We start from the raw sequence: 12,817 nt of genomic DNA on the forward strand, positions 1-12,817 counted from the left end.
AGAACGCCACATCATGTGGCAACGTCTTTAAGACCCACATTGTGTGGGCCTAAAATCGGGCGCAAATACGCCAAGGCGAATTTGATTAGAAGAAGGGCTTAACACTATGTGTTCTAGCCCTTTTTTTAACAAGTCCTACTCTTCAAATAAAATAGATTTACAGGTGGTGGTAAGAATGAATTGGTGGAAGAAAAAGGAGATGAGGGATTCGAACGAGCCTACTCAAAATAAAGAAAGTGTGTCTGCAGAAGAGATCCTAGAAAAATACGATCGGGAAAGTACCTATCGAAGGAATCTTGGAAAATGGAAATGGATTGTACTCGTTTTGGCTGTTGGCCTGACGCTATTTCATCTTTATACAGGGTATCGCGGTGCTTTTGAAGCTCGAATTCAGGGTCCTATACATCTAGGGACAGCATTGGGATTAATCTTTCTTCTTTATCCAATTAAAAAGGGACTTCATCGTAAACAAAAAGGAATTCCTTGGTACGATGTGATCCTAGCCATTATTTCATTAGGTGTTGGCTATTATAATGTTATTTTCTATGAGGAATTGGTTTCAGAGCGAATTGTATTCGGATATACAACCCCAGATTATATTGTTGGAACATTAGGAGTATTACTTGTCCTTGAAGCGGCCAGAAGATGTGTTGGCCTTCCGATTGTAATCGTATCGAGTGTGGCCATTCTTTATGCATTGTATGGTAACTTGATTCCTACGAAACTATTTGCTCACCGAGGTTTTTCTTGGAATACATTGGTTACTGATTTATATTTAACGACAAAAGGAATCTATAGTACGCCAATCCAAGTTTCCTCGACATTTATCTTTCTATTTTTATTATTTGGTGTCATGTTAATTCGAACTGGTGTTGGACAATTTTTTAATGATATTGCATTTGCGATCACTGGTCGGTTTACGGGTGGTCAAGCAAAAGCAGCAGTCGTAGCAAGTGCCATGCAGGGGATGGTTTCGGGCAGTTCTGTAGCAAATACAGTTGGTTCCGGTTCGTTTACGATTCCAATGATGAAAAAAGCAGGTTATAAACCAGAGTTTGCTGCAGCAGCGGAAGCCTCTGCATCAACTGGTGGTCAAATTATGCCACCAATCATGGGGGCAGCCGCATTTATCATGGCTTCCTATACAAATATCCCATATAGCCAAATCATGTTGGTTGCAATTATCCCGGCAGCCCTTTATTTTCTTGGCGTATTTTTTGGTGTTCACTTCGAATCTAAAAAGATTGGGATTGTGGGGGTTCCAAAGGAGACATTACCTAAAGCGAAGAAGTTAATGCTTGAACGTGGTTACCTATTGCTTCCTCTTATCGTTATTTTCTATACATTACTGACAGGAAAGACGCCAATGCGTGCTGCATTGCTTGCGATTCTTGTCTCATTTTTAGTGAGTCTTGTTCGTAAAGATACAAGAATGTCGTTAAAAAGTGTCATTAAAACACTTGAGGAAGGTGCAAGAGTTGCTTTGCCGGTTATCGCAGCCTGTGCGTCTGCGGGGATTATTGTTGGAGTAGTTGTTCAAACAGGTCTTGGTGGACGTATTGCTGATGGTATTATTGCATTGGGTGGAGGAAGCTTAATCCTTACTTTGTTCTTTACCATGATTGCTTGCTTAATCCTTGGAATGGGTTTGCCAACAACAGCAAACTATGTTGTTACAGCTACAATGGCTGCTCCCGCATTAATCCTTGGATTAGATGTACCAGTACTCGCAGCTCATATGTTTGTCTTCTATTTTGGAATCGTAGCAGACATTACTCCTCCTGTTTGCTTAGCCGCCTATGCAGGGGCTGGCTTAGCGAGGGCAAATCCATTTACAACGGGAGTAACAGCAACAAAGCTTGCGACAGCTGCCTATATTATTCCATTTATCTTTGTCATCAATCCGCAAATGCTATTAATTGACGTCAAGGTTCCATTCTTGGTCATTTCTGTCATAACGGCAATCATTGGTATGATTGGCATTAGTACAGCAATGATCGGATTTTTTATACGCAGGGCATTTGTATGGGAGAGAATTATTCTATTCGCTGCAGGCTTAAGTCTTGTGTCACCGAGTATTTATTTTGGAGCTGCAGGTGTAATTGCATTATTGGCAATTCTATTTATTCAATCTCGCCGACCTAAAGAAAATATTCAAGCACCAACGATGTATTTTAACTAATTTATTACCACCCTTTTCTAAAAGGGTGGTTTTTTTCTGCTATGTTTAGAGAAATTGAGTTTACTCTGAATAACCTATTTACTTCAAAGCTTGTCTCACTTTATAATGAAATTAATATTTCTTTATTTTTAAATATGAAATATTAATTTCATTAGAGGGGGCTTTTCGATTGACATTGATTCAATCTAACAAAGGTGATATTTCTGAAAAAGTTATCGGGTCTGCAAAATTATTTACGAATGCAAAATCTGTAATTCCTGGAGGAGTTTCAGCAAACATAAAATATTTTCCACCTCATCCCATCTTTATGGAAAAAGCAATTGGAAGTCGATTGGTTGATGTCGATGGAAATGAATATATCGATTATTTACTTTGCTATGGAGCACTTCTACTTGGCCACGGTCACCCAGAGGTTACGGCTGCTGTAAATAATCAATTGACCACAGCAGGAACAGCAGTTTTTGGTGCTCCACACAGATTAGAAGTTGAAATGGCAAATAAATTAATTGAGTATTTTCCCGGTATTGAAATGGTCCGCTATACAAACTCTGGATTAGAGGCTACATTATTAACGATTCGATTGGCACAAGCTTATACAGGAAAAGTAACCATAGCAAAATTTGAAGGACATTATCATGGAGGCTATAATGAGGTTTTGGTAAGTGTGAATCCCACCATTGATGAAGCGGGTGATGAAAACAGGCCGAACTCTGTACCAGAATCGAAAGGGATATCATCACATCACGTCGAAAATACAATAATTCTACCTTTTAACGATTTAAAAGCAACGGAGCAAATATTGAGAAAATACAAGGATAAAATTGCAGCTGTAATTATTGAACCTGTTCAAGGTGGATTTATCCCAGCTGAAGAGGGTTTTATGGTTGGGCTTAGGGAGCTAACCCAGAAACTTGGGATCGTTTTAATCTTTGATGAAGTTAAAACCGGTTTTCGCCTAACGCTTGGAGGTGCACAATCTATTTTTGGAATAAAGCCAGACCTTACAGCTTTGGGAAAGGTTTTAGGAGGTGGCTTTCCAGTTGGAGCAGTAGGTGGACAACAAGAAATCATGGAGATAATGGACCCTACAAAAGGCGGAGATATATTATCTGCAGGTGGAAAGGCTATAAAGAAAGATCATGTGCTATTTCATAGTGGGACCTATAATGGTCATCCAATTGTATTAGCAGCGGGATTAGCGACGATTAAAGTTCTTGAGGGAGATAATGTGTACCCAGGATTATTACAAAAAACGAAGAACCTTCGTTCAAGCCTCGAAAAACTTTATCATTCATATGGGATTGAAATGCAAACTGTTGGGATGGGAAGCATTTTTAATATTGTCCATACAAATCATCCTATTAGAAATTATCGTGACTTGTTAAAAGCGGATATGAAACTCCGTGAAAAAGTCGATTATGAATTATTAAAGATGGGGATTTATACAAAACCATTAAATCGATATTCAATGTCTATTGTCCATACAGATAAAGACATTGAAGAAACTGTTAGAATGCATGAAAAGGCGATTAAAATTGTGAAAGGAATCGGTTCATAAGATGCAAGAGGTGTATCAAAATATAACGAATAAATTACCTGAAATGAGTAAATCACAACGTAAAATTGCAAAATACGTATTAGGAAATACGGAATCTGTTCCATTTTTTACTGTTGGACAGCTAGCTAAAATGGCGGGTGTCAGTGAGGCAACTGTTGTCCGTTTTTCCACATTTCTAGGATATAGTGGGTATCCCGAATGGCAAAAAGCCATGCAGGATTCTGTAAAAAGACAGCTTACCACCGTTGAACGTTTAAAGATTACTGAGGATATTTATGATTCAGAGGATAAAGCTGTTTATGAAATGTTTCAGGCCGAAATTAAACGGATTCAAAAGATGGCAGACCAATTTGATATAAAGGCATTCCATCAAGCAGTCGAGGCTATTATTAATGCAAAACGAATCTTTATAGTCGCAAATCGTAGTGCAGTATCTCTAGGATCTTTTTTGGAGTTTTATTTAGATTTATTATTCGAAAACACCGAATTAATAAGGAACCCGAATGGAATTTCTGAAAAGTTATTTCGAATCAATGAAGAGGATATTGTAATCGGACTGAGTTTCGCAAGATATACAAAAAATACGATTGATGCGGTTTCGTTTGCCAAAGACCGCGGCGCAAATGTAATTGCGATAACAGATACGAGTCTTTCTCCGTTGATTCCATATGCAAACATTGTTCTTTGTTCACCAAGTGAGATGCCATCGTATATTGATTCATTTGTTGCTCCGTTAAGTTTACTTAATGCTTTATTAACAGCAGTAGGTCGAAAGAAGCGGAAAGAAATTGAAAAACATCTTACCGATATAGAGGAAGTGTGGGAAAGGTTTCAAATTTTTTATGGGTAAGCCGAAACGACGTGCGAATGGGCACGTCGTTTACTTTGAATGTTTTTGTAATTTAAGCCGATCAATCGTAGCTGGCGGCTCTTGAATCCACTTACGATTAACAAGAATACCAAATCCTTTAGCAGCGTAAAGGAAAATCTCACCAATGGTTTTTGAGTAAAATGCAACCAAATCTGCCCTCATGGATAATCCTTGGGCATGTCCAAGCAGAGTAATATCGATACTATTTAGAGCATGAAAGAGTGTAACAATGAGTTTATCAGAAAATGGTGAAACCGTAGAACCTGTTACCTCCATTGGAATGGACGTTGTTCCCATTAGATTTTCCTGTTTTAGAAGGTCATTAATAAAAGTAACTTGTTTTTCTGATATTTGTTTTCCTTCACTAATAAAGTCAAAGATTTCTTTATCCTTTACTACCTGCAGGAATCCCATGCAAAGAACAATCGCAAAATAATTTCGTTCGATATTAAAAAACATATCCGTGATTTCCAAGACATTTAATGGCCTTTTATCACCGATTAATCTTGTTAAGTAACTTTTCTTTTCAATATATTCGTTTTCAGTAGGATAGACAACCATAGGCGGTCGGTCATACAATCCTTTATTAAGCATTAACTCAGTCGCTTTATTATATTGTGTTGTAGCATCTGATAAGCATTTAGAAAATAATAATCGAATATCCTCTCTAGCCACACTTGAAGTTATAAAGCTAAAATTGATCATATTCATTCGACTCATAGAATAAACAAAGGTTAAAGAAAAAGGATCATAAAACAGTGGTGGTGCTGACAAATTAATATCCTCATCCGAAAATATATCAGGTAATGGTATGTTCTCATCCGAAAATATTTGCTTTATCTCTTTCATTTGCCCACTATATATTTGAAAAGATTCATTTAATAGCGGTTTAATTTCTTCATCTTTTAAGTGGTGTAGGAAATATTTAATCAAACAAATCGTCATACTGGCCTGTATTAAAGTCGTCCATAATCCACTGATTTCAGCACTGGATAAACGAATATTATGTTTCTCCATGAGGCACCCTCCCCAATACTTCATATATGGGTAGTATTGGTTAAATGAAAATTTCTATTCTTTGACAATTCAACCTTCCATATAGGATAATAATTGATCAAACTCTTTGTTAATGGATTTGATCTGATCATAACCCTCGTCTGTTTTGTTTGAATCCCCATTTATGATCCCCTGAAGCAGAGTATTCATGCCTTCCATATATCGTTCAATCGACGCTTGAATGCGAACTCTTAACTCGTACAAACTTTTATTACTCGGTTTATCATCAAGCTCAATTAGATTAAAAATGTACATCGCTTCCTCATTCGCAATTTGCATGGTTTCAACTGCTGCCTCTAATTCATCCTCTTTTTTCATTTCTTCTAAAAGCATATTTAATTCCTTATTAAGTTGAGTAAATTTTTGAACATGACTTTGAAGACTTTCTAAAATATCCTGATCCTTTTTTGAAAGATTTTGATCAAGGGTACTATATAGGTCTGAAGCATCTCTAGAAGGTGAGGAGCATCCTATTAATAATGTAAGTATGATGAATGGTAGAATGATTTTTTGACTCATATCGTCCCTCCCTAGTAACGTATATAAAAAGATATGAGACTTGTCCTTGTTATATGCTTGCGGTTTGACAAATAGATTCTAGTATATTATCTTGAATTAAAGATAATTTTTCTATTATTAAGTTCTCGTTAGGAGATACTAGAACAAGCATTTTGTTTAGGAGGAATACGATGAAGCATATTTTCCGAGAAGGTAAAGATAAAACAAAACCAACACTTCTGCTATTACATGGTACAGGAGGAACGGAGTCAGATTTATTGCCATTAGCACCACATATTGATGAAGATGCATCCGTATTAAGTGTACGAGGAAATGTATCTGAAAATGGCATGCCACGTTTTTTCCGTCGCTTAGCCGAAGGGGTTTTTGATATGGAAGACCTAATTTTCCGTACGAAAGAATTAAATGAGTTCCTCGACGAGGCTACATCAACTTACTCATTCGATCGAAATAATATTGTTGCAATAGGGTATTCAAATGGAGCAAATATTGCTGGAAGCCTACTGTTCCATTACAAAAATGCCTTAAAACGGGCCATTTTGCACCATCCAATGGTACCAAGAAGAGGAATAGAGTTACCCGACCTTACTGGTACACCTGTCTTCATAACAGCAGGTAAAAATGACCCAATTTGTCCAGCACAGGAAACCATTGACCTACAAGACCTTTTACAGAAAGCAAACGCAGACGTTGAGGTACATTGGGAAAATAATGGACATATGCTGACTGGCACAGAGGTTGCTGCAGCAGCAAAGTGGTATAAGAAACAAATCTAAGATTGGGTAGTTTCTTTTTGATTGCGTGTTCATGTATGTAATTGCGTAATAACAGATCTAAGACCCAAGATTGTGTTGCGAAGACACCAATCTTGGGTTATTTGCGTTTAAAATCTTATTTATTGTATTGCCTATAGCAACACACTTTCGCCAAACTATCTCGCCCCTAACTCCGTATTCCATACAAAATATTCCTACAAGAATAAAATACCATTTATGGAGGATTATATATAAAAATGTCTCTTTTAACTTTAAACAGCCGGTTCTTACTTCTATAAGTGGGGATGATTGAAAAAAGAGTAATAAAAGTGTTTTGGAGTTTATCCCAGTGCTGTATAAAGTTAAAGCCTCCGGCGGATGCCACGATTTTTCGAAGGATATTTTTCGAGTGTAGGATCAAAAGACTAAGAACGCTACGTCCTGTGGCAACGTCTTTGTGATACACATCGTGTGGGCCTAAAAAAAATCGGGCGCAAATACGCCAAGGCGTATTTGATAGAAAGAGGTATCGAAATGTCTTGGTCTACTATAAAGAGAAGTCCGAAACGAAGAAGTACAAAACTTTCACAACAACCAGCTGCGACAGCAAATGAAGATAAGATTCCTCATAAATTGGTTGAAGAACTGCCAACAGATCAGCTGGGTAGAAACCTTGATACCACGATTGAATTACTGAAAAATCTATTAGGGAAAAACGCTGATTTCTTTTGTCGAAAGTTTCAAATGTACGGTAAATTTAATGCGGCGATTATTTATTTCTCTAGTATTGTTGATAAAAACGCAATTAACAGTGGCATTATGAAGCCACTAATGTATGTTCCAGTTCAAACAGACCTTGAAAAGCTTACAGTAACAAATGTGTTGGATTTCATTTTGAATGAGGCCATGTTTCATACTGAAATAAAAAAAGAAGATAGTATTGAAAATATCATAAACGCGCTATTACGCGGAGAAACTTTTATTTTTATCGATGGGGTTAATTCTGGTATTCAATTTGCTGTAAAGAATATTGAAAAACGATCAATCTCTCAGCCAGAAACAGAACAGGTTATATTAGGACCGCGAGAGGGTTTTATTGAATCATTACAAACGAACATAGCATTATTGCGAAATCGATTAAAAACTGCTGACTTTCGCGTTGAAATTATGGAAATAGGTCGCATATCAAAATCTACCACAGCCATTTGTTATCTTGAAGGGATTGCAACTGATGACTTAGTAAAAGAAGTGAAGGATCGTTTAGGGAAAATTGATATTGATGCCATTTTGGATGTAGGCTATATCGAACAATTTATAGAAGATAATCATATGTCTCCCTTTCCACAGATTCAAAGTACAGAACGCCCAGATAAGACAGTAGGTAGTATTCTAGAAGGAAGAGTGGCTATTCTAGTTGATGGATCACCGTTCTCGATCATTGCTCCGGTTGTATTTAATCAATTTTATCAAACCTTTGAGGATTACTCTTCTCGATTTTTAATGGGTAGTTTTGTACGAATTGCACGTATGATTGCATTAGTTTTTTCTTTAATTTTTCCATCTCTATATGTGTCGTTTATCTCGTTTAATCCAGAGTTGCTTCCTACAGAGTTTGCTGTAGCCGTTGCGGGTGGACGTGCAGGTGTACCATTTCCTGCAGTGGTAGAAGTATTAATCATTGAAGTCGCGATGGAGATCCTCCGTGAAGCAACTGTTCGCCTACCTAAGCAGGTAGGCGGGGCTCTTTCCATTGTAGGGGTACTTGTTATCGGGCAAGCCGCGGTTGAAGCGGGAATTGCAAGTCCAATAACAGTTGTTGTAATTGCGATGACTACGATTGGTTCATTTGCTACTCCCGCATATGATGCAGCGTTTGCTCTACGCATGCTTAGATTTCCAATTGTCATAATGGCGGGCTTTTTTGGACTTTATGGAGTTGTTATTGGCGTAATTTTCATTTTTAATCATATGCTTTCGTTAAAATCCTTCGGAGTCCCTTACATGAGCCCAGTAACTCCTGGTAATTTCCAGGGTTTAAAGGATGTCATTATTAGAGCACCATTCTGGTGGATGCCAAAAAGGCCACAAATGCTACATTCTCAAAACTCTGATCGTTTAGGAAAAACAAAGGGAGAATCTAAAAAGGGAACAAGTAACACTTTGGATCCAGTAATGGTTGGGAATGAAAAATGGGAGGAGGACAAGTCTAGTGGAATATCCACGCGAGATAACAGTCATTCAAGCAACAACGATTCTAATTAGTACCATAATTGGAGTGGGATTATTGGCACTTCCACTCTTTGCAGTTCGGACAGCGGATACAGGTGCCCCACTTGTAACATTATTTGGTATAGCGATAGCATCTACTGGGCTTGGATTGATTACATTTCTTGGAATTCGTCACCCGAGGAAATCTATTATTTTGTATGGAGAAGACATCCTGGGGAAGTGGTTAAGTAGGGTGCCGAACATTGTTATCATTCTCTTTTTTGCAATATTAACTGGATTAACTTCGAGGGAGTTTGGAGCTGTAGTTATTACTGCCATTTTAAAGCAAACTCCGCTAGAAGTGACTGTAATTGTGATGCTGATACTCGCGGCACTGTCTACAAGGAATGACATGAATGTCTTTGCTTATATCCATAATTTTTATGTCCCGTTTATCTTGGCACCTGCTTTAATCATCGTTGCTTTGTCTTTAAAAAACGCAAATAGCTTATATTTACTTCCGGTAGTAGGAAATGAACCTGGAAGTTACTTAGTTGGAGGCCTTACCATTGCGGCATTATTTCAGGGTTCATTTATTTTTACAATGATTATTCCCTTTATGCGGAATCCACGAAAAGCGTTCAAGGCTAGTATTTGGGGAATGGTTATTGCTGGTGGTTTATACTTGTTAATTGTAATTGCAACTGTTGCGGTGTTTGGCCCTGTTGAAATAACGAACCTTCTATGGCCGACCCTTGAATTAGCTCGTACGACCTCAATACCAGGTAATATTCTTCAGAGATTAGATATTGTTTTTTTATCTGTGTGGGTAATAGCTGTATTCACTACATTGTTTTCTAGTTATATGTTCACGGTTCATTCGATTAGCCAGATGGCTGGATTACGTGATCATAAAATGCTTTCCTTTTTTATTTTGCCGATTGTTTTCGTGATTGCGATGATTCCACAAAATATATTGCATTTATACGATGTAATTGAAATATTTGGTAGATTAGGACTGATTCTAACAGTGGGTTATCCTTTGTTGTTAGTTAGTGTAGACCTTGTAAAGAAAAAGGTGAAAAAAAGTGGGAGTATCAAAGCATAGTTGGAAAACTTGTTTAAAAATTATACTTATCGCTTTGGTGCCTGGTCTATTCTTAACAGGTTGCTGGGATAGTGATGACATTGAACAACGAGCGACGGTTTTAGGTATTTCAATTGATAAGGTTGATGATGCAGACGGTGCAGACCTTGCTCAAATAACAGGTTTAGGAAATCAATTTCCAAAGCCGAAAGAAGGACTAATTAGATTAAGTGCTCAAATTGCTGTTCCAGGAAGAATTCCACTGGGACCGCAAACGGGTGGGGCTGGAGTAGATCAAAATCCACTTTGGGTAATCAGTGTAGTGGGATATACCTTAGATGACACGATAGCTGTGCTTCAACAAGAAGTGGCTGACCGGCTTTTTTTTGGCCACCTACGGACCATTGTCATTAGTGAAGAAGTTGCGAAGGATGGGGTAAAAAGGTTTAACGATTATCTTCGAAGAAATCCTGAGATTAGAAGGACTGCTTGGATGGTGGTATCGAAAGGGGAAGCGAAAAAATTTATGGAGGTGGCACCAAAACTAGAGCGGGTCCCTACTCTATATTTATCTGCAATGGTCGAAAATGCTGTTAGATTAGGTACATTTCCGGAAGATTTTATCGGTTTGTTTTGGACAAGGCTACAAAGCAAAGGGCAAGATACGTTTCTTCCATATCTTGAATTGAAAAAAGAGGATAATATACAAATTTCCGGTTTAGCGTATTTTAAAGATGATCGAATGATAGGTCGTACAGAACCAGTTGAAATAGGCTTATTTATGGCTGTAACAGGAGAGAAAAGAGGTGGTTATGAGGTCTTTGTTAAAGTACCTGATACAGATGTTAAGGTGATTGTGCGGGCAGAACATCGCAGGACATCAATAAAACCAACCCTACGAAACGGGAAACCTCATTTTGTCATCAAGATTCATTATGAAAGTACAATCGCCGAAGGAGCGGTTGGAATCGATTTAAACAATGCGGAAATTGTTCGGAAAATCGAGGAAGAGGCTACGAAGGGAGTAATTGAAGGAACCAATAGGTTAATTAAGAAAATGCAGGATGAACAATCAGATATTTTTGGATTTGGTGAATACTTCCGAGCAAAACAACCTGCTTACTGGAATAAAGAGATTCAAACAAAAGAGAAATGGCGTGAAGTATACAAGGATTTAACCTTTGATATTCATTGTACAACAAAAATTCGAAGAGTGGGTACAAAGGCAAAATAGCCTAATCGTACCGAAGGAGTACTATATGATCTTTATTGGGTATTTAAATTACGTAGTTGTACTATGTGTCATGACTGGGGTCTTTATACTCATGTTTGATGTGAAGGGATATAAAACTAAGAACATGCAAAAAGAAAAGAAGATAAGCAAGTTTCTAGGATGGTTCAATATAACTGCTGGGATATTTGCCTTTTTAATAAATTGGGCGTATCAGCAGATTTTCTGGTGAAAATCAAAACAAGCCCCTAGTCTTTAAATATTTTAGGGGCTATCTTCATTTAAATTTCCAACGGTCGTAAATTTGCTTCAATTTCACTTCGCTTTGGTTCTAAAAATGCAGGAAGTGCAAGTTTTTCTCCTAACGTTTCCAATGGTTCATCTATATCAAACCCAGGAGTGTCAGTTGAGAGCTCAAATAAAATACCATTTGGTTCTCTGAAGTACAATGCTTTGAAGTAATAGCGGTCTACCTTACCGGAGTTGGGAAGGCGTGTTTGTTTTATTTTTGTAACCCAATCTTCATATTCCTCATCGTTCGGAATGCGGAAGGCCACATGGTGCACACCACCACGACCCAAACGTTCTTTTGGTAGATCAGGTCGTGTTTCAATATGGAGTTCGGCTCCAGATCCACCCTCACCAGTTGCAAAGACTAGGATTTCAGGATAATCACCTGCAAGCGATGGGTAGCTGCCAACCTTCCGAAAGCCCATTACATCTGTCAAAATTTCCACGGTAGGTGCAGCGTTGGCAACGGTTAATGTGACTGGTCCAAGCCCAATTATCGCATGTTCAGCTGGGATACCGCTTATTTCCCATGGTTCACCTGCAGGAACTCCCGCTTCGCTATTATCTGCAACAAGAATGATTCTTGAGCCTTCGTAGTCTTGAAATGCCATAGTATCACGATTAGCTCGCTTCGTGATTTCTTCAGTTGAAATGTGATACTCTGCTAAACGCTTTTTCCAAAATTGCAAGGATTCAGATGACTTCACACGTAGTGAAGTAGAAGAAATGCTTGAAACTCCAGGGTGTGTTCGTCCAAGCCCAGGTATATCGAAGAATGTAATTTCGGTCCCCGGATTTCCTTTTGCATCTCCATAGAAAAGATGGTAGGATTGCGTATTATCTTGGTTAACTGTTTTCTTGATTAGGCGCATTCCTAATACTTTTGTATAAAATTCAAAGTTTCGCTCCGCTTTGCCAGTAAGTAACGAAACATGATGTAAGCCTAGTAATTGCATGCCCATTCCCCCAATAAAATAAATTATCTTGAATTCAAGATAATTATATCACAGAATAGATGATATAGAAAAGGCCAAGGAAAGGAAACCCCTGGCCTAAGTT

Annotated in this window: 11 protein-coding genes; 8 read left to right on the forward strand and 3 right to left on the reverse strand. The window is 38.0% G+C overall.

From position 1 onward, the window contains the following. Positions 1–175: 175 nt before the first annotated feature. The 3 genes from AC6CHV_RS05240 to AC6CHV_RS05250 all read left to right on the forward strand — a co-directional run bounded on the left by AC6CHV_RS05240 (position 176) and on the right by AC6CHV_RS05250 (position 4,590). A complete protein-coding gene (locus AC6CHV_RS05240) occupies positions 176–2,182 on the forward strand; it encodes a TRAP transporter fused permease subunit (RefSeq protein WP_498078273.1) in 2,007 nt (668 codons plus the stop codon). A 169-nt stretch (positions 2,183–2,351) separates the two neighbouring features. Beyond that, a complete protein-coding gene (locus tag AC6CHV_RS05245; RefSeq protein ID WP_498078274.1) occupies positions 2,352–3,740 on the forward strand; it encodes a glutamate-1-semialdehyde 2,1-aminomutase in 1,389 nt (462 codons plus the stop codon). 1 nt (position 3,741) lies between these two features. After that, positions 3,742–4,590: a MurR/RpiR family transcriptional regulator gene (locus tag AC6CHV_RS05250; RefSeq protein ID WP_341330455.1), complete on the forward strand. Its 849-nt coding sequence runs from the start codon at positions 3,742–3,744 to the stop codon at positions 4,588–4,590. A gap of 30 nt (positions 4,591–4,620) precedes the next feature. Here AC6CHV_RS05250 and AC6CHV_RS05255 read toward each other — a convergent pair whose 3' ends face one another. Both AC6CHV_RS05255 and AC6CHV_RS05260 read right to left on the reverse strand, forming a co-directional pair. After that, positions 4,621–5,628, reverse strand: coding sequence for a DUF3231 family protein (locus AC6CHV_RS05255; RefSeq protein WP_341330456.1), 1,008 nt, complete (start codon positions 5,626–5,628; stop codon positions 4,621–4,623). 69 nt (positions 5,629–5,697) lie between these two features. Then, positions 5,698–6,186 (reverse strand): hypothetical protein, encoded by a 489-nt coding sequence (locus AC6CHV_RS05260; RefSeq protein WP_440273604.1) that lies wholly within the window; start codon positions 6,184–6,186, stop codon positions 5,698–5,700. A 170-nt stretch (positions 6,187–6,356) separates the two neighbouring features. Here AC6CHV_RS05260 and AC6CHV_RS05265 point away from each other — a divergent pair, with 170 nt between their 5' ends. The 5 genes from AC6CHV_RS05265 (at position 6,357) to AC6CHV_RS05285 (ending at position 11,699) form a co-directional block, all read left to right on the forward strand. Then, entirely contained in the window at positions 6,357–6,962 is a 606-nt protein-coding gene (locus AC6CHV_RS05265) for a dienelactone hydrolase family protein (RefSeq protein ID WP_498078275.1), read from the forward strand. A gap of 513 nt (positions 6,963–7,475) precedes the next feature. After that, positions 7,476–9,203, forward strand: a complete 1,728-nt coding sequence (locus AC6CHV_RS05270; RefSeq protein ID WP_498078276.1) for a spore germination protein — start codon at positions 7,476–7,478, stop codon at positions 9,201–9,203. Then, positions 9,151–10,257 carry an endospore germination permease gene (locus tag AC6CHV_RS05275; RefSeq protein ID WP_498078277.1) on the forward strand — a complete coding sequence of 369 codons (1,107 nt, stop codon included), beginning with the start codon at positions 9,151–9,153 and terminating at the stop codon, positions 10,255–10,257. Before AC6CHV_RS05270 ends, AC6CHV_RS05275 begins: the two co-directional genes overlap by 53 nt. Next, positions 10,238–11,470 carry a Ger(x)C family spore germination protein gene (locus AC6CHV_RS05280; RefSeq protein WP_498078278.1) on the forward strand — a complete coding sequence of 411 codons (1,233 nt, stop codon included), beginning with the start codon at positions 10,238–10,240 and terminating at the stop codon, positions 11,468–11,470. The genes AC6CHV_RS05275 and AC6CHV_RS05280 overlap by 20 nt, the downstream gene beginning before the upstream one ends. A 25-nt stretch (positions 11,471–11,495) precedes the next feature. Further along, the gene (locus AC6CHV_RS05285; protein ID WP_498078279.1) at positions 11,496–11,699 is read left to right on the forward strand and encodes a CLC_0170 family protein; all 204 of its coding nucleotides are present in this window, start codon (positions 11,496–11,498) and stop codon (positions 11,697–11,699) included. A gap of 49 nt (positions 11,700–11,748) precedes the next feature. Here the strand turns inward: AC6CHV_RS05285 and AC6CHV_RS05290 are convergent, their stop codons facing one another. Next, positions 11,749–12,714, reverse strand: a complete 966-nt coding sequence (locus tag AC6CHV_RS05290) for a VOC family protein (RefSeq protein WP_498078280.1) — start codon at positions 12,712–12,714, stop codon at positions 11,749–11,751. Positions 12,715–12,817: the final 103 nt, after the last annotated feature.

It is taken from the genome of Ferdinandcohnia sp. GQ5, from assembly GCF_059759275.1.